General features: G+C 69.2%; 23 protein-coding genes and 1 other annotated feature. Of the genes, 15 read left to right on the top strand and 8 right to left on the bottom strand.

The annotated features are described in order from the left end of the window. Positions 1-11: 11 nt before the first annotated feature. A complete protein-coding gene (locus EO081_RS03850; RefSeq protein ID WP_129340581.1) occupies positions 12-2666 on the bottom strand; it encodes a DNA-directed RNA polymerase in 2655 nt (884 codons plus the stop codon). Between the two features lie 416 nt (positions 2667-3082). Here EO081_RS03850 and EO081_RS03845 point away from each other — a divergent pair, with 416 nt between their 5' ends. Together EO081_RS03845 and EO081_RS03840 are read left to right on the top strand one after the other, a co-directional pair. After that, on the top strand, positions 3083-3316 hold the full coding sequence (locus EO081_RS03845; protein WP_129340580.1) for a hypothetical protein: 234 nt from the start codon (positions 3083-3085) through the stop codon (positions 3314-3316). An 11-nt stretch (positions 3317-3327) separates the two neighbouring features. After that, positions 3328-3546 carry a hypothetical protein gene (locus tag EO081_RS03840; protein WP_129340579.1) on the top strand — a complete coding sequence of 73 codons (219 nt, stop codon included), beginning with the start codon at positions 3328-3330 and terminating at the stop codon, positions 3544-3546. Positions 3547-3566: 20 nt separating this feature from the next. Here EO081_RS03840 and EO081_RS03835 read toward each other — a convergent pair whose 3' ends face one another. The 4 genes from EO081_RS03835 to gatC all read right to left on the bottom strand — a co-directional run bounded on the left by EO081_RS03835 (position 3567) and on the right by gatC (position 8134). Next, a complete protein-coding gene (locus tag EO081_RS03835) occupies positions 3567-4487 on the bottom strand; it encodes an oxygenase MpaB family protein (protein ID WP_129340578.1) in 921 nt (306 codons plus the stop codon). Between the two features lie 345 nt (positions 4488-4832). Next, entirely contained in the window at positions 4833-6335 is a 1503-nt protein-coding gene (gatB, locus tag EO081_RS03830) for an Asp-tRNA(Asn)/Glu-tRNA(Gln) amidotransferase subunit GatB (RefSeq protein WP_129340577.1), read from the bottom strand. Between the two features lie 27 nt (positions 6336-6362). Beyond that, positions 6363-7847 carry an Asp-tRNA(Asn)/Glu-tRNA(Gln) amidotransferase subunit GatA gene (gene gatA / locus EO081_RS03825; protein ID WP_129340576.1) on the bottom strand — a complete coding sequence of 495 codons (1485 nt, stop codon included), beginning with the start codon at positions 7845-7847 and terminating at the stop codon, positions 6363-6365. Continuing rightward, positions 7847-8134 carry an Asp-tRNA(Asn)/Glu-tRNA(Gln) amidotransferase subunit GatC gene (gatC, locus tag EO081_RS03820; RefSeq protein WP_125962276.1) on the bottom strand — a complete coding sequence of 96 codons (288 nt, stop codon included), beginning with the start codon at positions 8132-8134 and terminating at the stop codon, positions 7847-7849. The genes gatA and gatC overlap by 1 nt, the downstream gene beginning before the upstream one ends. 152 nt (positions 8135-8286) lie before the next feature. Between gatC and EO081_RS03815 the strand changes: the two genes are divergently transcribed. From EO081_RS03815 to EO081_RS03795, 5 genes are read left to right on the top strand one after another with little or no spacing between them, the layout of a single operon-like run. Then, positions 8287-9396, top strand: a complete 1110-nt coding sequence (locus EO081_RS03815) for a DUF3089 domain-containing protein (protein ID WP_129340575.1) — start codon at positions 8287-8289, stop codon at positions 9394-9396. Continuing rightward, a complete protein-coding gene (gene ruvX, locus EO081_RS03810; RefSeq protein WP_129340574.1) occupies positions 9393-9854 on the top strand; it encodes a Holliday junction resolvase RuvX in 462 nt (153 codons plus the stop codon). The genes EO081_RS03815 and ruvX overlap by 4 nt, the downstream gene beginning before the upstream one ends. A 52-nt stretch (positions 9855-9906) precedes the next feature. Beyond that, positions 9907-10455 (top strand): hypothetical protein, encoded by a 549-nt coding sequence (locus tag EO081_RS03805; RefSeq protein WP_129340573.1) that lies wholly within the window; start codon positions 9907-9909, stop codon positions 10453-10455. 56 nt (positions 10456-10511) lie between these two features. Beyond that, positions 10512-11501: an aspartate carbamoyltransferase catalytic subunit gene (locus tag EO081_RS03800; RefSeq protein WP_129340572.1), complete on the top strand. Its 990-nt coding sequence runs from the start codon at positions 10512-10514 to the stop codon at positions 11499-11501. Further along, positions 11498-12715 carry a dihydroorotase gene (locus tag EO081_RS03795; protein WP_129340571.1) on the top strand — a complete coding sequence of 406 codons (1218 nt, stop codon included), beginning with the start codon at positions 11498-11500 and terminating at the stop codon, positions 12713-12715. The genes EO081_RS03800 and EO081_RS03795 overlap by 4 nt, the downstream gene beginning before the upstream one ends. A 12-nt stretch (positions 12716-12727) precedes the next feature. Here EO081_RS03795 and EO081_RS03790 read toward each other — a convergent pair whose 3' ends face one another. Further along, a complete protein-coding gene (locus EO081_RS03790; RefSeq protein WP_165284484.1) occupies positions 12728-13969 on the bottom strand; it encodes an SPOR domain-containing protein in 1242 nt (413 codons plus the stop codon). 203 nt (positions 13970-14172) lie between these two features. On the opposite strand from EO081_RS03790, the gene EO081_RS03785 reads away from it, so the two are divergent. Further along, complete coding sequence (locus EO081_RS03785) at positions 14173-15180, top strand: SPOR domain-containing protein (protein WP_183947814.1); 1008 nt, start codon at positions 14173-14175, stop codon at positions 15178-15180. Positions 15181-15477: 297 nt separating this feature from the next. Here EO081_RS03785 and serB read toward each other — a convergent pair whose 3' ends face one another. Then, complete coding sequence (gene serB, locus EO081_RS03780) at positions 15478-16359, bottom strand: phosphoserine phosphatase SerB (RefSeq protein ID WP_129340568.1); 882 nt, start codon at positions 16357-16359, stop codon at positions 15478-15480. Here serB and miaA point away from each other — a divergent pair. The 6 genes from miaA (at position 16358) to leuA (ending at position 23575) form a co-directional block, all read left to right on the top strand. Further along, positions 16358-17287, top strand: a complete 930-nt coding sequence (miaA, locus tag EO081_RS03775; RefSeq protein ID WP_375781640.1) for a tRNA (adenosine(37)-N6)-dimethylallyltransferase MiaA — start codon at positions 16358-16360, stop codon at positions 17285-17287. The genes serB and miaA overlap by 2 nt on opposite strands. A gap of 82 nt (positions 17288-17369) precedes the next feature. Further along, positions 17370-19115 carry an acetolactate synthase 3 large subunit gene (locus EO081_RS03770; RefSeq protein ID WP_129340566.1) on the top strand — a complete coding sequence of 582 codons (1746 nt, stop codon included), beginning with the start codon at positions 17370-17372 and terminating at the stop codon, positions 19113-19115. Positions 19116-19167: 52 nt separating this feature from the next. After that, complete coding sequence (gene ilvN, locus EO081_RS03765) at positions 19168-19683, top strand: acetolactate synthase small subunit (RefSeq protein WP_129340565.1); 516 nt, start codon at positions 19168-19170, stop codon at positions 19681-19683. Positions 19684-19767: 84 nt separating this feature from the next. Then, positions 19768-20787, top strand: a complete 1020-nt coding sequence (ilvC, locus tag EO081_RS03760) for a ketol-acid reductoisomerase (protein WP_125962288.1) — start codon at positions 19768-19770, stop codon at positions 20785-20787. A gap of 222 nt (positions 20788-21009) precedes the next feature. Then, complete coding sequence (locus EO081_RS03755) at positions 21010-21621, top strand: YceI family protein (protein WP_311720229.1); 612 nt, start codon at positions 21010-21012, stop codon at positions 21619-21621. 283 nt (positions 21622-21904) lie between these two features. Then, positions 21905-23575, top strand: a complete 1671-nt coding sequence (gene leuA / locus EO081_RS03750; protein ID WP_129340564.1) for a 2-isopropylmalate synthase — start codon at positions 21905-21907, stop codon at positions 23573-23575. Between the two features lie 233 nt (positions 23576-23808). On the opposite strand, the gene folE is transcribed toward leuA, so the two are convergent. Continuing rightward, on the bottom strand, positions 23809-24432 hold the full coding sequence (gene folE, locus EO081_RS03745; RefSeq protein WP_129340563.1) for a GTP cyclohydrolase I FolE: 624 nt from the start codon (positions 24430-24432) through the stop codon (positions 23809-23811). A gap of 392 nt (positions 24433-24824) precedes the next feature. Here folE and EO081_RS03740 point away from each other — a divergent pair, with 392 nt between their 5' ends. Then, positions 24825-25103 carry an SWIB/MDM2 domain-containing protein gene (locus tag EO081_RS03740; protein WP_129340562.1) on the top strand — a complete coding sequence of 93 codons (279 nt, stop codon included), beginning with the start codon at positions 24825-24827 and terminating at the stop codon, positions 25101-25103. Between the two features lie 152 nt (positions 25104-25255). Next, positions 25256-25311 (top strand) — a sequence feature (sul1 is cis-regulatory element that is thought to sense ions involved in sulfur or methionine metabolism; They are found in Alphaproteobacteria). The last annotated feature ends 4 nt before the right edge of the window (positions 25312-25315 follow it).

Genomic DNA, 25315 nt, shown 5'->3' with positions numbered 1-25315 from the left:
TTGCGGACCTTTTAGGCAAAGGCATACGCGCTCTCTAGGACCTGCTTCAGGTCCAGCGTGCCCTTGCTCGGGATCGGCGGCAGCTTCTCCTGTCCCTCCTCAGAGAGGACGCTACGGGCATAGCGGTCCAGCTCCACGAACGGGTCGTACGTCTCGTACAGGTTCACGAAGGCCTCCCGGATGATCTGGAAGAAGCGGCCGGTGTTGCCCGCGTGGGTGGCGAAGCTGTCATGGATGAGCTGGAATGAGCGGATGCCCTCGCGGTACGCGAAGACGACCGTGCGGATCAGGTGGGCCGCGTCGAGGCTATGGACGATGTTCGGCGAGATGGCCGAGCGTGCCTTCTTCTTGTCGATACGCTTCGTAGGCGCCTCACGGATCAGGCACTCAATACGGGATAGGACGTTGCCGGAGCTGTCCAGCTTGGCCCCAGTCGGCACGTCGACGGCACGCGAGTAGAGCCAGAGGTTCACCCGCTTGGAGGTGTACTCGCTGTACTTCTGCATGACCGGCAGGCCCGTGGGGGTCCGCCAGACGACCGGCAGGCTCTCGTGGGCCAGAGTGGCGGCGACCGACTGGAACCAGTTAGCCGCCTCGTCCGCCTTAGGAGCCACGGAGACGACCGCGGCATAGACGTGAGCCGCCAGCGACGCCGCGCAGGTGAAGCCGCCGTCCAGCGCCTGAGTCTCCTCGCCGGTCTCCTTGTTCTTGCGGGTCGTCAGCATGGCGTAGGGGTGCTCCTTACGCTCGCCCAGCGCGACCTCGTCGGCCAGCGGGCGCATTGTGTCGACCATGTGCTGGTCGCGCATCCCGAACTTCCCCGAGCCGTAGAAGTAGGTCATCACGTTCCGCTTGACGTCGCTGCGGCCGAAGCCCTGGTCGAGGATGATGCGAGCGGCGCGGTTCTTGAGCACGGCAGCGTCCTCCTTCGCCTTGTCGCCCTCGGCCCGGTCGATCTGGACGGCCAGCCACTGGTCGGACGCTTGGTACTCCAGGGTCGGGCGGGCCGCGTCGGCGACCGTGCGGTAAATGTCGCCGGGCTTCTCGCGGGGCAGCAGGTTGACGTGATAGCCCTCCTCCGCCGAGCGGGTCATCGCCGAGTAGTGCTGCAGGCCGGAGCAGGAGCCGTCTAGGGCGATGCCGATGCAGCCCTCCCAGTCCCCGCTGTAGCCGCTGGCGGCCCACTCCGCCCACTCGAAGCAGGCCTGGAGGAAGCAGAAGGGGCTGTCAGCAGTCGACCAGTAGGCATAGGTGCCCTTGGGGTCCTGCGCGACCTCCAAGATTGCCGCCTCGTTCGCATAGACCCAGTCGAGCCGCGTCTGGAAATCCTCCTTGCTGACCTTGTCGAAGTCGCCGCAGTTGGCGAGGTGGACCGCAAGCCACTGCCCGCCCTCGGGGCCCATGGGAACCGTGCCGGCGAAGCGGAACAGCGCCTTGACGTGATCGGAACGCTGCGGGTTGAAGTAGGGCACGGCATAGACCCGGCCGCGGAAGTCGAGGCTGTGCGGCAGGTAGAACTCTGGAACGGCGAGCAGGCGCTCGGCTTCCTGCAGGTCCGTCGCAAAGAGACCGCAGTTGATCCCTGACGCCTCCTGAATGTTGCGGATCGACTTGCGCTTGCGCGACATGGCGGTGCGGGCCTCCATGGAGAGGATCGCCCATTCCTCCTTGCTGACCTTTGCCGGCATCTCGACCGGGTCCGAGACTGGGAAGCTCTTGGAGGGGCGGAGGTTCTCGCCGCGAACCCATGCCATCACGTCGTAGACGCGGCGGTCGATCGCGAAGGCCGTCCCCTGGATCGCGTTGACGCCGTCGAGCAGCTCCTGGGCCGAGCCGTCCTTCAGGGCCGTACGGACCATCATCTGGTGCTCGCGGTTGAACGTGCGGACCAGGGGCACCGTCTTGGACAGGCGGTATTCGAGGTACGCCCCGGTGTCGAAGTGGGTCCATACGCGCGGCTGCACGATCATCGGGCGCAGGATCGGCTGCATCCAGGCCGCGGCCTCCGTCATGTGCGAGAGCTGTTGAATCCCCCGCTCGGTGAACTTCACGACTGGAACGGTGCCGCGGTGGTCGGTCACCGTGCCGCGCTCAAAGATTTCGCCGAGCACCGTCAGGATGACGTTGAGGACCGTCGATCCCACCAGGACCTGAGTGCGTTGGCTCCACTCCAGGCCGATGCCGAGTTGCTCCGCCAGCTCCTCGTGGCGCTTGGCTGCCTTACGCTCGCCGGCCGTCTCGACCATCGCGAGGAAGCGCTTGGCCGCCTTCGCGTCCTCCGCCTCGATCATCCTCGCCTCGACCTCGACCTGGACCGTCCGCCCGATCGCGCAGCAGGTCGCCGAGAGCGCCTTGCCCTTGGCGACGGTTGCAAAGGTCTTCGACAGGGCGCCCAAAGCGACCACGTCGGGGTCTACAGTGGACAGCGGGGCCAAGGCGGCCGGAGGGCGGCCCTTCTTATTCTTCGTCTCCTCGACCCAAGCCGCGATGCCTTGGGAGACCAGCGGCAGGGCGCCGCGGATCAGCTTCGCGACCTCGTCCCGCTTGTCGAAGCCTTCCTTCTCTGCCTTTTTGTCCTGGGCCGCCTTGAACAGGTTGGCGCCTTCCTGGAGGTCATTGGCTTCCATCAGGCGCTGAGCGGCTACAAGCGTGTCGTGGTCGTGCATGGTGTGCCTCTTGCTTCGCGGAACGTCGGGAATGTGATACCGTCTGCTTATGCCGACCAATTAGACGCAGCGATTCCCGCGGTCAATCCCGCAGGGTCGCACTAATGTCGGAGAAGACGGGCGGAGCCCCAACGGGAAACGGTCCCCCACCAGAGCTGATGGGAGACCGCCTTGTTACGTTTAAGCAATGATCGCTGTAAGCCGCAGAAGTCTGCGATTGCGGAACGTCTCGGATGGCAGACTAGTCTACGATTGCAGACTGTAACCTAAATCCAGCGCGTCTACCAGTTCCGCCACGCCCGCGAGCGGACACCGCCGGCACGGCGGCGTCTATAGCAGCCACACAGGCTGGAGCAAGCGTCGTGGCAACCGCGGGCATCCCTGGCGCGTTCAAGGCGCGTCCAAGGAGAGACATCATGCCCGTAGAGCCCCCCATCCCGGCCGCCCCGCCGGAGGCGCCGCCCCCGCCCGGCAACCCGGCTGCGCCCGACGCGCCCCAGCCCGAGGCACCGCCGCAGCCGGCCGAGCCCGGCCAGCCTTCAGCGCCCCCGCCCGAGATCAGCCCGCCGGGCCCGGACATCGACTACCCCAGTCCGGGCGCCGACCCGGTGATCACGCCGGCCCCCGGCCAGCCGATCATGCACGCGTAAAGGAGAGTTTCATGAGCGACCGCGAACGCAGCCCCCACCCCGACAGCGATCCCGCAGCGGACAACGACACCCGCAGCGACATCGAGCAGGCCGTGCAGGCCCGTTCGGACGACGTCGAGCGGCTCGGGTCCAAGGTCGGCACCACCTCCCCGCTCGACCCGCCGGGCGAGTTCGCCGGCACCGCCGGCACCGGCGGCGTGGTCAAGAACCAGGACCTGACGCAGCAGTAATCGGCCGGGTACCGCGTCGCTCAGGCGGCGCGGTACAGCCACTCCGCAGGCAATCCCATCCTGCGGCACGCCTGTGCCGGCGGCGCGCTGCGGATCACCAGCCGGTCGGCCACCATGCCCGCGGCCCGCACCAGCCGCGCACCGCCGCGCGACAGCCCCGCCTCCGGCCCAAGCTCCAGAACCTCGCGCGCGCTCGCGGGCAGCAGGTCGATCGCCGCCCGCAGCAGCAGCCGCTGCATCGGACGCAGCGCGCGCGGGAACGCCGGTGCGTCCCGCAGGATCGCCAGGAACTCGCGGATCTCGGGCGCGGCACGCAGCTTGGGCAACATGGCTGCGAGCATGACCTCCCAGCCTGCCTCGCTGTCCGCCGTGCCGGTGGCGCCGAACAGCCGCGCGCCCGGCTGTGCTTCCCGCCAGAAGCGGTCGCGCTCGGCAGGCGCGAGCGGATGCACGAAGCGGTGGTAGGCGTTCAGGAAGCCGAAGGAGGCGGTCGCCTGCACCCAGTCGAGCAGCTCGGGGTCCATCGCCGCATAGGCCTGCCCCTCGCGCGTCGCCCCGCGCACGCGGGCATGCTGGCGGCCCACGCCAGTGATCATCGCCTCCGCCGCACTTGCCGGCGCATAGACGGTGACCATAGCGGCAAGCCCGGTGCGGCGCAGGCGCGTCACCGGATCGCTGCGAAAGCTGCTATGCTCCCACACGCCGGACCGCACGCGCGGCTCGCCGAGCTCGAGCAGCACCGCGGCCACGCCGCCGATGAACAGCGACACCGGGTTCTTGAACACCCGCCAGGAGACCGAGTCGGCAGCGGCAAGCGCGGGCTCCCCGGCCGGGTGGCTAAAGTCGATTTGCGGCATGCCGTCGCCCCCGAACAGCGACGCACTTTCCCGTTCCAGACGGCGCTGGAGCGGCAGGGGAAGCGAGAGGGTAGCGGCAGTCATGGCCGTTCGACGCGCCGATGCTGCGGGAGGTTCCGCCGGTGGTCAGCCCGCCGGTGCTCGCCCAAAGCGCAACCCGTATCCCGGCGAAGGCCGGGACCCAGGTGCGGGACGGAGGTTAAGGCCGCTCCCTTTCCCACAGCCGTTTGTGCTCCCGCGGAGGCGGGAGCCCAGGGTTCCGAACGCCCGGCACCCGTTGTTGTGCTTGGCCCTGGATTCCCGCCTACGCGGGAATACGAAGATGGAGTGAAAGCGTGCGCGCCCTTTCGCGCGCCTCCCAACTGGGCCCCGGCCTTCGCCGGGGTACACGAGTGGTGGGGGGGAAGCCCCCCGCCCCTCCGAAGCGCCTTACCCCAGCGCCTTCTTCAGCAGCTCGTTCACCACCGCCGGGTTGGCCTTGCCGCCCATCGCCTTCATCGTCTGGCCGACGAAAAAGCCGAACAGCTTGTCCTTGCCGCCGCGATAGTCGGCGACCTTGTCGGCGTTCTTTTCCATCACCTCGGCGATCACCGCCTCGATCGCACCCGTGTCGCTGGTCTGCTTGAGCCCGCGCTCCTCGACGATCGTGCCGGCGCCGTCGCCGGTCTCCAGCATGATCTCGAACACCTGCTTGCCGAGCGTGTTGGAGATGGTGCCGTCCGCGATCAGGCCCAGCAGCTCGGCGCCCTGGGCGGGGCTCACCGGGCTCTCGCCGATGTCCTTGCCCAGCCGGTTGAGCGCACCGAACAGGTCGGAGATCAGCCAGTTCGCCGCGGCCTTCGCGACCTCGGCCTCGCCCTTCTTCTGGACCAGCGCGCTTTCGGCGAGCAGCGCCTCGAACCAGCGCGCCGTCTCCGCCTCGGCGGTCAGCACCGCGGCGTTGTAGGCGGACAGGCCCAGCGCTTGTTCGTAGCGCTGGCGCTTGGCGTCCGGCAGCTCGGGCAGCGACTGGCGGCATTCCTCCAGGAACGCGTCGTCGAGTTCGAGCGGCAGCAGGTCGGGATCGGGGAAGTAGCGATAGTCGTGCGCGTCTTCCTTCGACCGCATCGAACGGGTCACGCCCTTGTCGGGATCGAACAGCCGCGTTTCCTGGACGATGCGGCCGCCGTCCTCCAGCACCTCTACCTGACGCTTCGCCTCATACTCGATCGCCTGCATGACGAAGCGCACGGAGTTGACGTTCTTGGTCTCGGTGCGGGTGCCGAACGGCTCGCCGGGCTTGCGCACGCTGACGTTCACGTCGGCGCGCATCGAGCCTTCCTCCATGTTGCCGTCGCACGAGCCGACATAGCGCAGGATCGTGCGCAGCTTGCGGACATAGGCGCCGGCCTCGGCGGGCGAGCGCATGTCCGGGCGGCTGACGATCTCCATCAGCGCCACGCCCGAGCGGTTGAGGTCGACATAGGAGCGCGTCGGATGCTGGTCGTGCATCAGCTTGCCCGCGTCCTGCTCGACGTGGATGCGCTCGATGCCGATCTCCTTGGTATCGGCGTCCGGATCCTTCTCGTCCAGGCTGATCAGCAAGCGGCCCTCACCCACCAGCGGGTGGTAGAGCTGGCTGATCTGGTAGCCCTGCGGCAGATCGGCGTAGAAATAGTTCTTGCGGTCGAACCGCGACCATTTGTTGATCTGCGCGTCGATCGCCATGCCGGTGCGCACCGCCTGGCGGATGCACTCCTTGTTGGGCGTAGGCAGCATGCCGGGCATCGCCGCGTCGACCAGCGAAACCTGCGTATTCGGCTCTGCACCGAACGCGGTCGCCGCGCCCGAGAAGAGCTTGGCGTTGGAGGTCACCTGGGCGTGGACCTCCAGGCCGATCACGACCTCCCAGTCGCCAGTCTCGCCACGAATGCGGTAAGTGGAGTCAGTCATCGTTCGTTCTTCCTGGAGCACCGCACCTTACCACCACGCCTCGGGACGTGCGGTGAAGCCGGCGCGCTCTTCAATCGCGAGGCCGGCGTTGAGCACGCCCTGCTCGTCGAGCGGCTTGCCGATCACCTGCAGGCCCAGCGGCAGGCCGCCCGCGTCCAGCCCGCCCGGCACGCTCATCGCCGGCAGGCCGGCGAGCGACGACGGCACGGTGAAAACGTCGTTCAGGTACATGGCGATGGGATCGTCCGACTTCTCGCCCAGCGCGAACGCCGCCGACGGCGCGGTCGGCGTGAGCAGCAGGTCGCACTGCCCCCATGCCTTCTCGAAATCCTGCGCGATCAGCGTCCGCACCTTCTGCGCCTGGGTGTAATAGGCGTCGTAGAAGCCGGCCGAGAGCACATAGGTGCCGATCATGATGCGGCGCTTCACCTCGTCGCCAAAGCCGGCGGCGCGGGTGGCGGCGTACATGTCCTGCAGGTTCGCGCCCTCGGGCAGCTCGCGCTGGCCGTAGCGCACGCCGTCATAGCGCGCGAGGTTGGACGACGCTTCCGCCGGCGCGATGATGTAATAGGCCGGCAGCGCATACTTGGTGTGCGGCAGCGAGACCTCGACGATCTCGGCGCCGGCATCCTTCAGCCAGTCGATGCCCTGCTGCCACAGCGCCTCGATCTCGGCCGGCATGTTGTCGACGCGATATTCCTTGGGGATGCCCACGCGCTTGCCGGCGAGGTTGGACGAAAGCCCCGCCTCCCACTTCGGCACCGCCAGATCGAGCGAGGTCGAGTCCTTCACGTCGAAGCCCGACATCGCCTCCAGCATGATCGCGCAGTCGCGCACGTCGCGCGCCATCGGCCCCGCCTGATCGAGCGACGAGGCGAAGGCGATCACGCCCCAGCGCGAGCAGCGGCCATAGGTCGGCTTGATGCCGCTGATGCCGGTGAAGGCGGCGGGCTGGCGGATCGAGCCGCCGGTGTCGGTCCCGGTTGCCGCCGGGCACAGCCGCGCCGCGATCGCCGACGAGCTGCCGCCCGAGGAACCACCGGGTGCGAGCGGGGCATTGTCGCCGCCGCCGCGCCGCCAGGGCGAAATCACGTTGCCGAACGCCGAGGTCTCGTTGGACGAGCCCATCGCGAACTGGTCCATGTTGAGCTTGCCGAGCATGCCGGCGCCCGCGTCCCACAGCCGCTGCGACACGGTCGATTCATAGGTCGGCGTGAAGCCCTCCAGGATGTGGCTCGCCGCGGTCGACGTCACGCCCTTGGTGCAGAACAGGTCCTTCATGCCGATCGGCACGCCGGCCAGGGGCTTCAGCGTCTCGCCGGCGGCACGCGCCTCGTCCGCCTGCTTGGCGGCGGCGAGCGCATGGTCGGGCGTCTCCACCAGGAAGGCGTTCAGATCCTTGGCGCGCGACACCGCGGTCACGAACGCGTCGGCGACTTCGCGCGCGGAAAAGGCGCCGGAGCGCACGCCGTCGCGGATGCCGGCGACGGTCAGGTCGGTAAGCTCGGTCACTATTCGATCACCTTGGGCACGGTGAAAAAGCCATGTTCGGCCTGGGGCGCATTGGCCAGCACCGCGTCGCGCACGTTACCGTCGGTGACGACGTCCTCGCGCAGGCGCAGCGTGTTGGGGATGACGGCGGTCATCGGCTCGACGGCAGAGGTATCCACCTCCCCCAGCTGCTCGATCCAGCCCAGGATGTTGCCGAGTTCGGGCGCCAGGCGCTCCGCTTCGGCATCGGTGATGGCGATGCGCGCAAGGCTCGCCACGCGCTTCACGGTTGCAGTGTCTACGGACATGGGTCCGCGGCTAGCATCCCCGCACCCGTGCCACAAGCGGGCGGCGGCCTCCGTGGCGGGCGGACGGACGGTTGCGTAATGCGCATGCTTGCCGCACGGGAAGCCGGTTGCGTCGGCCTCACCGATGCTGCACTGCACAATGGAGAGCCCACGTGGCCCGCAAATTCCTCTACGGAGTGGCAATTCTGGTCATGCTCGCGCTCGGCGGCACCTTTGCATACCGCATGTTCGGCGCCGAGCTCCTGCGCTGGAGCATGGTGCCGAGCGGCCGCTTCGCAGACCAGCCGGCGGCGGCGCCCGACGCCTATGCCCGACCCGACATGTGGCTCGCGCGGCCGGGCACGGCGAACGACCCGGCACGCTGGACGCCGCCCGGCATCGGCGTCCCGGCACGGGCCGAGGCGGCGGTGTTCTTCATCCACCCCACCTCCTACCTCCGCAAGAACCAGTGGAACGCGCCGCTCGCTGACGAAGAGGCGAACGCCCGCGCCGCGCTGTTCCTGCGCGGCCAGGCAAGCGCATTCAACGACATGGGCGAGGTCTGGGCACCCCGCTACCGCCAGGCGACCTTCGGCGCGTTCCTGACCACGGCCAGCGATGCCGGGCGCGCGCTCGACCTCGCCTATGCCGACGTGCTGCAGGCGTTCGACTCGTTCCTCAGCCAGATCGACCCGAACCGCCCGATCGTGCTTGCCGGCCACAGCCAGGGGTCGCTGCACCTCACCCGCCTGCTGCACGACCGGGTCGCGGGCAAGCCGCTCGCGCGCCGCATCGTCGCCGCCTATGTCGTGGGCTGGCCGGTCTCCCGCACCGCCGATCTCCCCGCCCTCGGCCTTCCCGAATGCACCGCCGCCGACCAGCCCGGCTGCATCCTGTCGTGGCAGAGCTTCGCCGAGCCGGCCGACCCCCGCCTCGTCACCGACACCTTCGATGCGACCACCGGCTTCAACGGCGCGTCGCGCAGGGGCACGCCGCTGGTGTGCACCAACCCGATCACCGGCACGCCGGGCGCCGATGCGCCGGCGAGCGCGAACCTCGGCACGCTGTTCCCGAATGCGAACCTCACCACCGCGACGCTGGAGCCGGGCCGGGTGTCGGCACGCTGCGACGCCCGCGGCTTCCTGCTGCTCGGCCCGAGCGCGCCGGACGTCGGCAGCTATGTGCTGCCCGGCAACAACTATCACGTCTACGACTACAGCCTGTTCTGGGGCAGCGTGCGCGCCGACGCCGCGCGCCGCCTGAAGGCGTGGAAGGCACGATGATCACCACCGATTCCGCCGCATTTCGCGCGGCGCTTCCGGACGGCGGCCGCCTGCTCGGCCTCGACGTCGGCACCAAGACGATCGGCACCGCCGCCTGCGATGCGGGCTGGAGCTTCGCCAGCCCTGCTCTCCTGATCCGCCGCACCAAGTTCACCAAGGACAAGGCCGCGCTGGCAGCGCTGATCGCCGAGCGTCAGACGGTCGGCCTCGTCATCGGCCTGCCGCTCAACATGGACGGCAGCGATTCGCCGCGCACCCAGTCGACCCGCGCCTTCGCCCGCAACCTCGATGACCTCGGGCAGCCGATCCTCTTGTGGGACGAGCGCTGGTCGACGGTCGCCGTCGAGCGCGTGCTGATCGAGCAGGACATGAGCCGGGCGAAGCGCGCCGAGGCAGTGGACAAAATGGCCGCCGCGCATATTTTGCAGGCGGCAATCGACGCGCTGGTGAACAGCTGACGCGCACTTGGCTCCGCGCTATGGGGCACCGGACATAGACAGGACACTATTCATGGCATCCCGCAGCAGCAGCCCCGCCCGCGACCTCAGCTGGCTCGTCGCCATCGACGGCGCTGCCGTCCTCGGCAGCTTTGCGCTCGCCTGCATGACCCCGTTCGCAGCGCTCGCCGCGGCGTCCGCGCTCACGCTCTCGCGCCGCGCCGGCGTCATGGCGGTGCTCGGCGCCTGGCTGCTCAACCAGATCATCGGCTTCGGCTTTCTCGGCTATCCGACCGACCCGATGACGATCCTGCGCGGCGTCGCGATCGCAGTGAGCGCGCTCGCCGGCTTCGGCGTCGCCCATGCGGTGCGCGGCTCCGCCGGCACGCTGTCGCTCGCGCGCATGGTCGCCGCGATCGCCGGTGCGTTCGTCGCCTATGAGGTCGTGACCTACCTCACCGCGATGGTGCTGGGGGGGACGGAGAACTTCACCCCCGCCATCGTGTGGATGCTGGCCCGCAACGACGCGATGTGGTTCACCGGCCTGATGGCGCTCTACCTGGCGCTCACCGCCAGTGCCCCGTCGGTATTCGGCCGCCGCCCGCAGCTGCGCCTCGCCTGAGCCGGGACCGGGCACGCCTTGCGCGTGTCCGCCGCGGGGATTAGGCGGTCCCCTCGATGCACATCTCCGATCACAGCCCCGCCGCCCAGATCCCCGGGGGCGCGGTGTTTCCGCACCGCCACCTGACTGGCATCGAAGGCCTCCAGCCCCACGAGATCCTGTTCCTGCTCGACGAGGCGGAACAATGGGTGGAGGCGAACCGCAGCCGCGCTCCGGGCGACCGACGGCTGGACGGCATCACCCAGATCAACGCCTTTTTTGAAAACTCGACGCGCACGCTGCTGTCGTTCGAGATCGCGGGCAAGCGGCTGGGCGCCGACGTCGTCAACATGCACGCCGCGCAATCGAGCGTGAAGAAGGGCGAGACGCTGATCGACACGGCCGTCACGCTGAACGCGATGCGCGCCGACGTAATCGTCATCCGACATTCCGCCTCGGGCGCGGTCAAGCTGATCGCCGGCAAGGTCGACTGCCCCGTGCTCAACGCCGGTGACGGCTGGCACGAGCATCCGACGCAGGCGCTGCTCGACGCGCTCACCATCCGCCGCCGCACGGGTGCCATCGCCCACCGCAAGGTCGTGATCTGCGGCGACATCCTGCACAGCCGCGTCGCCCGCTCCAACATCCTGGCGCTCACGACGCTGGCTGCCGAGGTGCGCGTGGTCGCCCCTTCGACGCTGATGCCGGCGGAGATCGAGCGCATGGGCGTCACCCCCTTCACCGACTTCGACGCCGCGCTCGAAGGCGCCGAGGTCGTGATGATGCTCCGCCTCCAGAACGAGCGCATGAACGGCGGCTTCATTCCCTCCACCCGCGAGTATCACATGCGCTACGGCCTCACCTCCGAACGGCTGAAGCGCGCGGCGCCCGGCGCCCTCGTCATGCACCCCGGCCCGATGAACCGCGGCGTCGAGATCACCTCCGAGGTCGCCGACGACCTCGAACGCTCGGCGATCACCGAGCAGGTCGAGATGGGCGTCGCCGTCCGCATGGCCTGCCTGGACGTGCTCACCCGGCGCTCGCTCGGCGTGGAGGGCTGGGCATGACCCGCGCCTTCGTCAACGCGACGCTCGTCTGCCCCAACAGCGGCGTCTCCACCGGCACGCTGCTGGTCGAGGGCGATCGCATCGCCGCCGTCGGTGATGTCGTCGTGCCCGAGGGTGCCGAGCGCATCGATGTGCGCGGCAAGCTGCTCGCTCCCGGCATCGTCGACCTGGGCGTGTTCGCGGTCGACCCCGCCGCATTCCGCGCCGGCGGCATCGTTCGCGTCGGGCTGATGCCGGACCAGTCGCCGGTGCTGGACGATCCCGGCATCGTCGAGCGCGCTGCCAAGGCGGGCAAGCCTGACCTCTGGATCCACCCCATCGCCGCCGCCACCCGTGGCCTCCTGGGCACTGACCTCGCCGAAATGGCGATCAACGCCGGTGCCGGTGCGCGCGCGGTTGCGACCGGTCGCCGCTGGATCGGTGACTCGGGCGTGATGCGCAAGGTGCTGCGCTATGCCCGCGACTGCGGCCTGACGGTCATCGCCCATGCCGAGGACGGCGGGCTCACCGACGGTGCGGTGGCGACGGCGGGCGAGACCGCGACCCGGCTCGGCCTCCCCGCCGCGCCGTCGATGGCGGAGGCACTGGCGATCGCGCGCGACCTAATGCTGGTCGAGGAGACCGGCGCCGCGCTCCATTTCCGCCAGGTCACCACCGCCGCCAGCTTCGACCTCGTCCGCCGAGCCAAGGCGCGCGGGCTGCCGGTCACCTGCGGCATCACGCCCGCACACCTGCTGCTCTCCGAGAACACGCTCAACGACTATCGCACCTTTGCCCACCTCTCCCCGCCGCTGCGGTCGGAGAGCGACCGGCAGGCGGCGCTAGCCGCGGTGCGCGACGGCACCGTGGACGTGCTCTGCTCGGGCCACGACCCGCGCGGGCCGGAGCAGAAGCGCCTGCCCTTCACCGATTCGAGCGAGGGCATGGCCGGTGCGGAGACGCTGCTCGCCTTCGGCCTCGGGTTGGTCCGCGATGAGGTGCTGTCGCTCGATCGCCTTTTCGCGCTGCTCGCCGTCAATCCGGCGCGCGTGCTCGGCATCGATACGGGCACGCTGGCCGCCGGCAGCCCCGCCGACCTGGTGATCGCGGACGCCGACGCGCCCTGGCTGATCTCGGCCGAGCGCATGGCGGCAAAGGCCGGCAACACGCCGTTCGACGGCCTGCCGGTGCAGGGCAAGGCATTGAAGGTCATGAAGGGCGGCCGCTTCCTCTAGGCGGCCGCCAGGTCAGCGGGCGGCGAGCTGCCGCCCGGGCTTGGCCCAGTCGGCGACCTGGTCGCCTGCCTGCTCGCGCACGAAGCAGCGGCCGCCTTGCGCGCGCAACCGCTCGCACAGCGCCACCGCCTCCGGCCGCGCGAAGCCGCCCACCGAAAGGCGGTAGAAGCGCCCCTCGCCGACCCGCGCCTCGACACCGGACGGGGTAAGCCCTGCCAGCGCCCGATAGCGACGCCGCGCCGTCTCCCATGCATCTCTCGCCACGGCCGCGTCGTCGTGCGCGCCGAGCTGCACATAATAGCGCCCCCGCGCGGGCACGGCCGCTTCGATCCGCCGCGGCACATCCTGCGAAACCGCCACGCGCGCGGCGATCGGCTGCACGATCTCCTGCCGGGGCGCGAAGCGGACGGCGGCAAGAGGCGCCGCGTCCGCCACGTCCGCCGGCACTGGCACCGCCACCGGCGCGGGCGCGGGCGCCTGCGCCACTGCCACCGGTGCCGCCGCAGCCGGGCGCACCAGCGCGAGCGCCAGCGGCTGCCCCGGGTCGGCCACCGCCTCGGTACCAAGCAGCGTCGCCACCTGCTGCGAGGAGGTCGTCGGCTGCACGAACACCATCCACTCGCGCATTCGTCGCTCGAGTTCGTCACCGGTCAGGTCGACGGCCGCCACGGCACGGGCCTCCGCCCAGCGCCCGCCCAACGCAAGCGCCAGCGCCAGGTTCTGCCGCGCGGTCGCACTGCCGGCGGCACCGCGCGCCTCCTCGCCGATCAGCACCGCGCCGCCGATCGGATCGCCCGCCAGCGCCAGCGCCAACCCGCGATCCGCCGGCCTCAGAACTTCCGCATAAGTGGCAAGGGTCGCCCGCGCCGCGGTCCAGTCGCCGAGCGCCGTCTGTGCGAGCGCCAGGTCGAGCGCCGCACGCGGCTCCCTCGGATCGAGCGCCAGCGCATCGCCCGCCGCCTGCGCGGCCGAGGGGAAGCGGCCAGCCTGCAGATAGGCGTGCGCCAACAGCGCACGATGCGCGGGGTCGGAGGGTGATAGCGCCACGAGCTGCTCGGCATATTTCACGGCAGCCGAGCCGCGATGCTCGGCGATCGCCACCTCCGCCTTGTTGACGAGCTTGTCGATCCGCGATTGGCTGCGCGCCCCTGCAGCGTCGCTCGCCACGGCCAGGTCGCCGGAGCCGCTCGTGCTACATCCCGCGCCCAGCAACAGGGCGGACGCGCCCACGGAAAACAGGGCACGGCTCCTCACCATCTCGTCCCTGCCCCAGCCGCCTGCACGTCGCCCATTCCCGGTCCCTTGATTGCGCGCGCAACCTGTCCCGTTTCCGGATAAGATTGGGTTAATGGAGGCGGCACGAGCATGCCCGCACGCGCACGCACGGCATTGCCCGCGAGGGTGGCGCCCGGATGCTTGCCGCGATAAGCGGGCAGCGACGCGGAAGGATGAAGACCATGCGAGCCAAGCTTTTTCTCGGGACCGCAGCCCTGCTGCTGCTCGGCCAGCCGGCATTTGCCGACGTCAAGGACGGGGTGGACGCCTGGACCCGCGGCGACTTCGCCCGCGCGGTGAAGGAATGGCGCGGCCCGGCGCTGAAGGGCGATCCGGACGCCCAGTTCAACCTCGCGCAGGCCTATAAGCTCGGCCGCGGCGTGCCCGCCGATCTCGTCCAGGCGGAGCAATGGTATGCCAAGGCCGCCGCCCAGGGCCATCCGCAGGCGGTGACCAACTATGGCCTGGCGCTGTTCCAGAACGGCCGCCGCCAGGAAGCGGCCAAGTGGCTCGAACAATCCGCCGCCCGCGGCGAGGCGCGCGCGCAGTTCGTGCTCGGCACCATGTTGTTCAACGGCGATGCCGTGTCGAAGGACTGGGTCCGCGCCTATGCGCTGATGACCCGCGCCTCCAGTTCCGGGCTGCCCCAGGCGTCGCAGACCCTCGCGCAGATGGACAAGTACGTGTCGCTCCAGGATCGCCAGCGCGGCCTGGAGATGGCCCGCACCCTTGAGGCGCAGGCGGCACGCGCGCCGGTGACCGCCACGACGGTCGCTGCGGCAGCGCCGACAGCAGCCGCAACCCCGGCGCGCACCGCCGCTGTGGCACCTCCCCGGGCCGCACCAGCGACGCCGGCTCCGGTACGCACCGCATCAGCCCCTGCTCCTGTGCGGACGGCACCCGCGGCGGCCGCAACCACGGTGGCCGCAACCACGGTGGCCGCTCGCCCGTCCACGCCGGCCGCCGCTCCCGTCACCAGCGGCGGCTGGCGCGTCCAGCTCGGCGCCTTCCGCGAGAGCGGCGGCGCCCAGGCCTTGTGGTCGCAGGTGCGCGCCAAGTTCCCGGGCCGCACGCCCGAATATGTCCAGGCCGGCGCCGTCACCAAGCTGCTGGTCGGCCCCTACGCCTCCAGCGCGGAGGCCACGCGCGCCTGCTCCGCGGTCAAGTCCTGCCTCCCGGTGAAGCGCTGACGAGGGCCGTGCTGCGCTGACGCAAGCGCAGAGCAAGCCGCAGCCGGAGCCCCAGCAATCCTGGACTCCCGCCTGCGCGGGAGTACGCCTCCCCACTCGCCGGCGCGCTCTTCCCACAACCGTGCTCCCGCGGAGGCGGGAGCCCACGAACGCGACGCGGCGTAGCTGCAGCGACGGAACGCCTCGCTCCCTTACTGTACCCCGGCGAAGGCCGGGGCTCAGTCGGGAAGGCCCCAATGGCCGCGCGCCACCGCGCCACCACCGCAACCGAACCTGCCTCCGCCTGGGTCCGACGGGCTACTCCAGCACCCAGCGGTCCCGCGCATAGCCCTGCGCGTAGAGCAGCGTCGACAGATCGCCATGATCGATCCGCGCGCCCGCCGCCGCGGCCACGATCGGCTTCGCATGGAACGCGACGCCCAGCCCTGCCCGGCGGATCATCGCCAGGTCGTTGGCCCCGTCGCCCACGGCCAGCGTCGCCGCCGGATCGAGCGCCAGCGTCGCGATCGCCTCGACCAGCGTCGCTTCCTTGGTCGCCGAATCGACGATCGGCTTCGCCACCGTGCCGTCGAGGACGCCGTCGGCGATCATCAGCCGGTTGGCGATCGCCCGGCCGAAGCCGATCCGGCGGGCGACCGGCTCGGCGAAGCGGGTGAAGCCGCCCGAGATCAGGATCGTCTCCGCCCCGTTCGCGCGCATCGTCTTCACCAGCGCCTCGGCGCCCGGCGTGATCCGTACACGTTCGGCCAGGCAGCGTTCGATCGCGTCCTCGCCGAGCCCCTTGAGCAGCGCGACGCGTGCGTCGAGCGCAGCGGCGAAGTCGAGCTCGCCGCGCATCGCCCGCTCGGTCACCTCGGCGATCTGCGGCTTGATGCCGGCATAGTCGGCGAGTTCGTCGATGCACTCGACGGTGATCATGGTCGAATCCATGTCGGCGATCAGCAGCCGCTTGGCCCGGCCCGCCGCGGGCTGCACCACCACGTCCGTCGCCGCAAAGGCACCCTCCAGCACGCCGCGCGCGAGATCGGGCCCATGGGCGAACGGCACGTCCGCCGCGCGTCCCTCCTCGATCCACGCCCCTGCGCCTGGCGCGCAGCCCGCCGCCGCCAGCCGGTCCGCCGCTGCCGAAATATCGCCTGCGCCGATCCGTTCGGCTGCTATCAGCGTCGCGATGAACATGGTGCATACCCCTCTGCCGAAGGTCGCGCTCATTGCAGGGCCGACCGCCAGCGGCAAGTCCGCGCTGGCGATCGCCGTCGCCGAGCGTCACCGCGGCACCGTCATCAACGCCGATTCCGCCCAGGTCTATCGCGACCTGCGCGTGCTGAGCGCCCGCCCGAGCGCCGAAGAAGAGGCGCGGGTTCCCCACCGCCTGTTCGGCCATGTCGATGGCGGTAAGGACTATTCCGCCGCCCGCTGGGCCGCAGAGGCGCGCGCCGCCATCGACGCGACGCTGGCCGAGGGGCGGCTGCCGGTCCTCGTCGGCGGCACCGGCCTCTACCTGCGCACACTGCTGGACGGCATCGCCCCGGTTCCCGACATCGACCCGGCCATTCGCGCAGAGGTTCGCGCGCTCCCCGTGGCAGAGGCGCACGCCGCACTCGCGCGTCTCGATCCGCAGGCGGCCGAGCGGCTGCGCGCGAGCGATACGACGCGGGTGGCCCGCGCGCTGGAGGTGGTGCGCTCCACCGGCCGGCCGCTCGCCGAGTGGCAGGCCGCGCGCGAAGGGGGCATCGCCGACCGCATCGACCTGGTGCCGCTCGTCCTGCTTCCGGATCGCGCGTGGCTGGTCGAGCGCTGCGACCGGCGGCTGGAGGCGATGTTCGCCGGGGGCGCGGTCGAGGAAGTGGCGGCGTTGCTCGCCCGCAGGGATCTCGGCCCCGACGCCCCGGTGCGCCGCGCGATCGGGGTGCCGCAGATCGCCGCCTATGTCCACGGCGAAATCGGCCGGGAACAGGCACTTGCCGAGAGCCGCCTCGCCACGCGCCAATATGCCAAGCGCCAGTATACCTGGTTCCGCAACCAGCCGCCCGCCGAGTGGCGCCGCGCGGTCGCGATGGAATCATGCGACTTGGAAGCGTTTTTTGAACAAAAGTTGTTCGACTAGCCTTGCATCCTTGCTTTCCTGTCGGTAGGCGGCCTGCGTCCGAGAGGCTGCTGCTGCAGCTGCGAAGTGAGGAGGACGTGACGTGGTCGAGAAAAGCGGAGCCGAAATCCTGGTCGAGGCGCTGGTCGATCTCGGCGTGGAGCTCGTGTTCGGCTATCCCGGCGGCGCGGTGCTTCCGATTTACGACGCGCTGTTCAAGCAGTCCAAGATCCGCCACATCCTGGTCCGCCACGAGCAGGCGGCGACCCATGCGGCGGAGGGCTATGCCCGCTCGACCGGCAAGCCTGGCGTCGTGCTCGTCACCTCGGGCCCGGGCGCGACCAATGCCGTCACCGGCATCACCGACGCGCTGCTCGACTCCATCCCGATGGTGGTCATCACCGGCCAGGTCCCGACCGGGCTGATCGGCACCGACGCGTTCCAGGAAGCGGACACCGTCGGCATCACCAGCCACTGCACCAAGCACAATTATCTCGTGAAGGATCCGGAGCGCCTGGGCTCGGTGGTGCACGAGGCGTTCCACATCGCGACCTCCGGCCGCCCCGGCCCCGTCGTGATCGACATTCCCAAGGACGTGCAGGTCGCGACCGCGCGCTACAGCGCGCCGGGCCCGATCCAACACAAGACCTATCGCCCGCAGGTCGAGCCCGACGCGGCCGCGATCGAGGCGGCGGTCGAGATGCTGGCCGCGGCCGAGCGCCCGGTCTTCTACACCGGCGGCGGCATCATCAACTCGGGGCCGGAAGCCTCGCAGCTGCTGCGCGAGCTGGTGGCGATCACCGGCGCGCCGGTCACCTCGACGCTGATGGGCCTGGGCGCGCTGCCCGCGTCGTCGGACAAGTGGCTGGGCATGCTCGGCATGCACGGCACCTATGAGGCGAACCTGGCGATGAACCAGGCCGACCTGATCGTCTGCCTGGGCGCCCGCTTCGACGATCGCGTCACCGGTCGGCTCGACGCGTTCAGCCCCCACAGCCGCAAGATCCACGTCGACATCGATCGTTCGTCGGTGAACAAGAACGTGCGCGTCGACCTGCCGATCGTCGCGGATTGCGGCCGCGCGCTCGCGGCCATGATCCAGCTCTGGAAGGCGCGGGCCTATCCCACGCCCGACCTGACGGAATGGTTCGCCCGCATCGCCGGCTGGCGCGCGAAGCAGTGCCTCGACTTCGAGGATCGCGCCGACGAGATCATGCCCCAGCGGGCGATCCGTGCGCTGTACGAAGCGACGAAGGATCGCGCGCCGATCATCTCGACCGAAGTCGGCCAGCACCAGATGTGGGCGGCGCAGCACTTCGGGTTCGAGGCGCCGAACAAGTGGCTGACCTCCGGCGGCCTCGGCACGATGGGCTATGGCCTGCCCGCCGCGATCGGTGCGCAGCTGGGCGAACCGGACGCGCTGGTCATCGACATCGCCGGCGAAGCCTCGATCCAGATGAACATCCAGGAGCTGGCGACCGCGACCCAATACCGGCTGCCGGTCAAGATCTTCATCCTCAACAACGAGTATATGGGGATGGTCCGCCAGTGGCAGGAACTGACCTATTCTGGCCGCTATTCCGAGAGTTACAGCGAGAGCCTGCCGGACTTTGTGAAGCTGGCCGAGGCCTATGGCTGGAAGGGCATCCGCATCGAGCATCCGGACGACCTAGAGGGCGGGATCGCGGCGATGCTTGCGCACGACGGGCCGGTGGTGGTCGACTGCCGCGTGTCGAAGCTCGCGAACTGCTTCCCGATGATCCCCTCGGGCGCGGCGCACACCGAGATGATCCTGTGGGCGAGCGAGGTATCGGGCGAGATGGACGACGAGGCCAAGGCGCTGGTCTGACGCCCGTTCGCCTCCCCTCTTTCCCACAGATTTCAACCGGATCGGCTGAACTATGCACATCAAGGAAGAAGTGCGCGAGCGGCACACGCTCGCCATCATCGTCGACAACGAACCCGGCATCCTGGCGCGCATCGCCGGGCTGTTCACGGCGCGCGGCTACAACATCGAGAGCCTGACCGTCACCGACATCTCGGAAGACGACCTCATCAGCCGCATCACCATCGTCACCTCCGCCTCGGCGCCGGTGATGGAGCAGATCATCGCCCAGCTCGAGCGGCTGGTGCCGGTGCACAAGGTCGTCGACCTGACCGCGCTCGGCCCACACGTCGAGCGCGAGCTGGCACTGGTGAAGGTGGTCGGAAGCGGCGAACACCGCATCGAGGCGCTCCGCCTGGCCGAGGTCTACCGCGCACGGGTGCTCGACGCGACCATCTCCAGCTTCGTGTTCGAGGTGACGGGCGGCACCGGCAAGGTCGACACCTTCATCGAGCTGATGCGCGAAGTCGGGCTGGTCGAAGTCGCCCGCACCGGCATCGTCGCCATCGCCCGCGGCCGCGACGCGGCATGATCCCATCCTCGCTCCTGCAACCGCAGGAACGCAGAACCAAACCGCCCCGCACGGGCGCACAAGACCGAACCGAAAGGGAAGAACATGCGCGTTTACTATGATCGCGATGCCGATCTGAACCTGTTGTCGAACAAGAAGATCGCGATCCTGGGCTATGGCTCGCAGGGCCATGCCCATGCGCAGAACCTGCGCGATAGCGGCGTGCAGAACATCGCCATTGCGCTCCGCCCCGGCTCGCCCAGCGCCAAGAAGGCGGAGGACGCCGGCTTCAAGGTGCTGCCCAACCAGGAAGCCGCCGCCTGGGCCGACATCCTGATGATCCTGGCGCCCGACGAGCACCAGGCCGCCGTCTACGACGCCGACATCAAGGGCAATCTGCGTCCCGGCGCCGCGCTCGCCTTCGCCCACGGTCTCAACGTCCACTTCGGCCTGATCGAGCCGCCGGCGGACGTAGACGTCATCATGATCGCGCCCAAGGGCCCGGGCCACACCGTGCGCTCCGAGTACGTCCGCGGCGGCGGCGTGCCCTGCCTGATCGCCGTCCATCAGGACGCGTCGGGCAACGCGCATGACATCGCGCTCGCCTATGCCTCGGGTGTCGGCGGCGGCCGCTCGGGCATCATCGAGACCAACTTCCGCGAGGAGTGCGAGACCGACCTGTTCGGCGAGCAGGCCGTGCTGTGCGGCGGCACCACCGCGCTGGTTCAGGCCGGCTTCGAGACGCTGGTCGAGGCGGGCTACGCGCCCGAAATGGCCTATTTCGAGTGCCTGCACGAGCTCAAGCTGATCGTCGACCTGATGTATGAGGGCGGCATTGCCAACATGCGCTACTCGATCTCGAACACCGCCGAGTACGGCGACATCAAGACCGGGCCGCGCATCATCACCGAAGAGACCAAGAAGGAGATGAAGCGCGTGCTCGCCGACATCCAGTCTGGCCGCTTCGTGAAGGACTTCGTGCTCGACAATCGCGCGGGCCAGCCCGAGCTCAAGGCCAGCCGCAGCGCCGCCAAGCGCCACCAGATCGAGCAGGTCGGCAGCGAGCTGCGTGCGATGATGCCGTGGATCGGCGCCAACAAGCTGGTGGACAAGGACAAGAACTGAGGGGTCGGACGGGAGCGCGCATGCACTCCCGCCAGCCCACCCCCGTTCGTCTCGAGTAGGCATCGAGCTTGTCGAGGCAAACGGAACAGGGAAGATAGGCGGGCAGCGGGAGCGAGAAAACGAACGCTCCCGAAACGACCCGTTTCGCATTGGCCGGTTTGACAGCGAGGGGGCGGCGGCAGACAAATCCGCCGTCCCTTTCTCGTTGGTGGAGACCTTTCGATGCGCATGCCCCTGATCCTCGCCGGCGCCGCCCTTGCCCTCGCCACCCCGCTGCTCGCTCAGCAGATGGCGATCCCCGGCACCGCCGACGCGAGCCGCGTCACCGGCGGCACCTACAAGACCGACCCCGGCCACACGCTGATCGGCTGGCGCGTGAACCACCTGGGCTTCAACGATTATTTCGGCATCTTCGGCGACGCGGACGGCACGCTGGTGCTCGATCCCAAGCAGCCGGCGGCCGCCAAGCTCGACATCACCATCCCGGTGAACAAGCTCACCACCGCCAGCGCCGGGCTCACCAAGCACATGATGAGCAAGGACTTCTTCAACGCGGACGTGACGCCGACCGCACGCTTCACCTCGACGACGGTGAAGGTGAACGGCACGCGCGCGGCGATCACCGGCAACCTGACGCTGAACGGCGTCACCAAGCCAGTGGTGCTCAACGCCCGGTTCACCGGCGCCGGCGCCAACCCGATGTCGAAGAAGGAGACCATCGGCTTCGAGGCGGACGCCGTCCTCAAGCGTTCTGACTTCAACATGGCCTATGGCATCCCGGCCGTGTCGGACGAGGTCGAGCTCGACATCACCGTCGCCTTCGAAAAGGCCTGACGCCTCGCGAGCGGGACGTCCGCGTTCCGCTCGCCGGCCGTGCGCGGCACCGCCAGGGGGTGCCGCAGATCGTTTCGCGCTCGCGTCAAAGCGGCTGGACAAGCCGGACCCCACGGGCCATGACGGCGCCCGTGATCGCAGCACTGCGCCTTCTTCGACTTATCCGCCCTTAGGGGCGTGTCGCGCGTGCGTGCGTGGCCTCTAAGGGCTGCTTTCTTCCGACCGAACCGCTGAACGACGCCCCGCGGCTGCTTGCGCGCGGGCGACCTGCAAAGAGGCTGCGATGCTGCGCGATCCTTCGACCAAATACCGCCCCTTCCCCCAGGTGGACCTGCCCGACCGCCAGTGGCCGTCGCAGACGATCACGCGGGCGCCGCGCTGGCTGTCGACCGACATGCGCGACGGCAACCAGGCGCTGATCGATCCGATGGATGCGGAAAAGAAGACCCGCTTCTTCGACCTGCTCGTCAAGGTCGGCATCAAGGAGATCGAGGTCGGCTTCCCCTCGGCCGGTGCCACCGAGTTCGACTTCATCTCCAGCCTGATCCGCAACGGCCGTGTGCCCAAGGACGTCACCGTCCAGGTGCTGACCCAGTCGCGCCGCGACCTGATCGAAAAGAGCTTCGAGGCGCTGGAGGGCGCGCCCACCGCGATCGTCCACCTCTACAACGCCGTCTCGCCCGCCTGGCGCCGCATCGTCTTCGGCATGAGCCGCGACGAGGTGCGCGAGATCGCCATCACCGGCGCCAAGATCCTGCGCGACGAGGCGGGCAAGCGCCCCGACACCGACTGGCGCTTCGAATATTCCCCGGAAACTTTTTCGACAGCCGAACTCGACTTTTCGGTCGAGGTCTGCGCGGCCGTCATGGACGTGCTCCGGCCGACGCCGGAAAAGCCGCTGATCCTTAACCTGCCGGCGACGGTCGAGGCGGCCAGCCCCAACGTCTATGCCGACCAGATCGAATGGTTCTGCCGCAACGTGCCGAACCGCGACAGCGTCGTGATCAGCCTCCACCCGCACAACGATCGCGGCACCGGCGTCGCCGCCGCCGAGCTCGGCCTGATGGCCGGCGCGGATCGCGTAGAGGGCTGCCTGTTCGGCAACGGCGAGCGCACCGGCAACTGCGATCTCGTGACACTGGCCTTGAACATGTACACGCAAGGCGTTGATCCGGGCCTGGATTTCTCCAACATCGACGAAGTCATCAACACCGTCGAATATTGCAACCAGCTGCCCGTCCACCCGCGCCACCCCTATGCCGGCGAACTGGTGTTCACCGCCTTCTCCGGCAGCCATCAGGACGCGATCAAGAAGGGCTTCGCCGCCCAGGCGCAGCGCAACGACGGGCTGTGGGACGTGCCCTACCTCCCGATCGACCCCGCCGACCTGGGCCGCGATTACGAGGCGGTGATCCGCGTCAATTCCCAGTCGGGCAAGGGTGGTGTCGCCTGGGTGCTGGAGCAGGACAAGGGGCTCAAGCTTCCCAAGCGGATGCAGGCGGACTTCAGCCGCCACGTCCAGCGGGTGGCGGACGAGACCAGCCGCGAGCTGAACGCCGCCGACATCTGGGGCGCGTTCGAGGCTGCCTATCTGCCGGGCGCCGGCGACCGCTTCGAACTGGTCGACTATACGGAACGCCATGGCGCCGCCGGTCAGGCGCGCACCTTCGTGGGCGAGCTGCGGCTCGACGGCGAGACGCGGTCGATCTCCGGCAAGGGCAACGGCCTGCTCTCCAGCCTGCTCTCGGCGCTGCGTGACGACTGCGGCATCGATCTCGACGTGGTCGACTATAGCGAGCACGCGATCGGCAACGGCTCCGACGCGCAAGCGGCGGCCTATCTCGAATGCACGCTGCCGGACGGCACCCGCGTGTTCGGCGCCGGCATCGACGCCGACGTGGCGACCGCGACGGTGCGCGCGGCGCTCAGCGCGGCCAACCGCGTGGCGGCCTAACCCCATCCGCAACCTGTACCCCGGCGAAGGCCGGGGTACAGTCGGGAAGGCTTCGCGAGGGCACGCCAGGCCGGCCAGACCACCGCAACTGGACCCCGGCCTTTGCCGGGGTACGGTCATGGCTCAAGCGTAGTTCGACCGCTCCAATGCTCCTGCGCAAGCAGGAGCCCAGGGCCACAGGCGCCTCGCACCCTCACCCTGGGCTCCCCGCCTCCGCGGGAGCACAACTTGGCCTATCCCAGCCCCATCAGCGACAGCACTTCCTTGCGGCTGCGATCGTCGTCGCGGAATACGCCCATCATCCGGCTGGTGGTCATCGTCACCCCCGGGGTGCGCACGCCGCGCGCGGTCATGCAGGCATGGCTCGCCTCGATCACCACCGCCACGCCGCGGGGGGCCAGCTTTTCCCAGATGCAGTCGGCGACCTGCGCGGTCAGCCGCTCCTGCACCTGCAGCCGCCGGGCGAAGCCGTGCAGCACCCGCGCCAGCTTTGAGATGCCCACGACATGGTCCCTGGGCAGATACGCGATGTGCGCCTTGCCGATGATCGGCGCCATGTGGTGCTCGCAATGCGACTGGAACGGGATGTCGCGCAGCAGCACGATCTCGTCATAGCCGCCCACCTCCTCGAAGGTGCGTGCCAGGTGGTGGGCCGGATCCTCGCCATAGCCCTGGCAATATTCCTTCCACGCGCGCGCCACCCGCTTGGGCGTGTCGAGCAGCCCCTCGCGCGTCGGATCGTCGCCGGCCCAGCGGATCAGCGTGCGGATCGCATCGGCGACCTCGTCCGGCACGGGCAGCTTGGGCTGCGGCGCGACCAGGTCGCCCTCTGCGGTCGCAGGATTGTCGGCTTGCATTCTACTTCCCTTGGCCGGTCACGCTCTCGGCCGGCGCAAAGCACCCCGCCGGAGCCACAAAACGTCGCGCCCGGCGCACACCGCGTTGACGTCTCGAAGAAGGCAGCGTTAATTCCTCGTCGCGCAAAAGGGAACCGCGGCCATGGCGGGCCGCGTGGCGCAGGGGGAGGACGGACGCATCGGCACCAGGGAGCACGGCAGGCCGGCGAGCGAACCGGGGGGTCTCGCGAGCGATGCGCACGCGCACGTCGCCCGCCACGCGCCGATCCTGCACGATGTCCCGGCGGTGCGGCACGATCTTCACAAGCGACAAGCCTCCCCAAACCGCGCATAAGCAAGGCAACCACGCGGCGATCCAAGGGTTCGGACCGCAGGATATAAGGAGAACCAGAATGGCCAAGACTTCGACCACGACCAAGACCGGCGCCGCTCGCGGCGGTATCGCCAAGCCCGTCACGCCGTCGGAAGACCTGGCGAAGATCACCGGCAAGGATCCGCTGCCCCGCAGCGAGGTGGTCAGCAAGATGTGGGAATACATCAAGAAGAACGACCTGCAGAACCCGCAGGACAAGCGCGAGATCCTGGCGGACGAGACGCTGGAGAAGCTCTTCGGCAAGAAGAAGGCTTCCATGTTCGAGATGAACAAGCTGCTCAACGCCCACATGAGCTGATCCTGTCGGAGCCGTCCGGCCATCCGGACGGCTCCGCAGCCATTCCGCCGGCACCGGGTGCCGGCACCTGTTTCCTCCAACAGCCGCCCCTGCGTCCCTTTGGCACGGGCTTGCATCCGCGGGATCGCGCCACTAGGTGGCAGCGCAACTCGCAAGGACCCGGTGCAATCCCGGGTGGCTATTCCGGCCGCCGATCCGCCGGACAACAGATC

This window comes from Sphingomonas desiccabilis (assembly GCF_004135605.1).
In the GTDB taxonomy this organism is placed as follows: domain Bacteria; phylum Pseudomonadota; class Alphaproteobacteria; order Sphingomonadales; family Sphingomonadaceae; genus Sphingomonas; species Sphingomonas desiccabilis.
The sequence above is the reverse complement of the archived record's forward strand: the minus strand, read 5'-3'. Positions and strand labels throughout refer to the sequence as shown.

Coding starts and splice junctions, on each gene's coding strand:
- EO081_RS03845 (WP_129340580.1), top strand. CDS start 3,083: ATGCCCGTAGAGCCCCCCATCCCGGCCGCCCCGCCGGAGGCGCCGCCC.
- EO081_RS03850 (WP_129340581.1), bottom strand. CDS start 2,666: ATGCACGACCACGACACGCTTGTAGCCGCTCAGCGCCTGATGGAAGCC.
- gatB (WP_129340577.1), bottom strand. CDS start 6,335: ATGACTGACTCCACTTACCGCATTCGTGGCGAGACTGGCGACTGGGAG.
- leuA (WP_129340564.1), top strand. CDS start 21,905: ATGCTGCGCGATCCTTCGACCAAATACCGCCCCTTCCCCCAGGTGGAC.
- ilvN (WP_129340565.1), top strand. CDS start 19,168: ATGCACATCAAGGAAGAAGTGCGCGAGCGGCACACGCTCGCCATCATC.
- miaA (WP_375781640.1), top strand. CDS start 16,358: ATGGTGCATACCCCTCTGCCGAAGGTCGCGCTCATTGCAGGGCCGACC.
- gatC (WP_125962276.1), bottom strand. CDS start 8,134: ATGTCCGTAGACACTGCAACCGTGAAGCGCGTGGCGAGCCTTGCGCGC.
- EO081_RS03785 (WP_183947814.1), top strand. CDS start 14,173: ATGCGAGCCAAGCTTTTTCTCGGGACCGCAGCCCTGCTGCTGCTCGGC.
- EO081_RS03840 (WP_129340579.1), top strand. CDS start 3,328: ATGAGCGACCGCGAACGCAGCCCCCACCCCGACAGCGATCCCGCAGCG.
- EO081_RS03755 (WP_311720229.1), top strand. CDS start 21,010: ATGCGCATGCCCCTGATCCTCGCCGGCGCCGCCCTTGCCCTCGCCACC.
- EO081_RS03805 (WP_129340573.1), top strand. CDS start 9,907: ATGGCATCCCGCAGCAGCAGCCCCGCCCGCGACCTCAGCTGGCTCGTC.
- EO081_RS03835 (WP_129340578.1), bottom strand. CDS start 4,487: ATGACTGCCGCTACCCTCTCGCTTCCCCTGCCGCTCCAGCGCCGTCTG.
- EO081_RS03740 (WP_129340562.1), top strand. CDS start 24,825: ATGGCCAAGACTTCGACCACGACCAAGACCGGCGCCGCTCGCGGCGGT.
- serB (WP_129340568.1), bottom strand. CDS start 16,359: ATGTTCATCGCGACGCTGATAGCAGCCGAACGGATCGGCGCAGGCGAT.
- ilvC (WP_125962288.1), top strand. CDS start 19,768: ATGCGCGTTTACTATGATCGCGATGCCGATCTGAACCTGTTGTCGAAC.
- folE (WP_129340563.1), bottom strand. CDS start 24,432: ATGCAAGCCGACAATCCTGCGACCGCAGAGGGCGACCTGGTCGCGCCG.
- EO081_RS03800 (WP_129340572.1), top strand. CDS start 10,512: ATGCACATCTCCGATCACAGCCCCGCCGCCCAGATCCCCGGGGGCGCG.
- EO081_RS03795 (WP_129340571.1), top strand. CDS start 11,498: ATGACCCGCGCCTTCGTCAACGCGACGCTCGTCTGCCCCAACAGCGGC.
- ruvX (WP_129340574.1), top strand. CDS start 9,393: ATGATCACCACCGATTCCGCCGCATTTCGCGCGGCGCTTCCGGACGGC.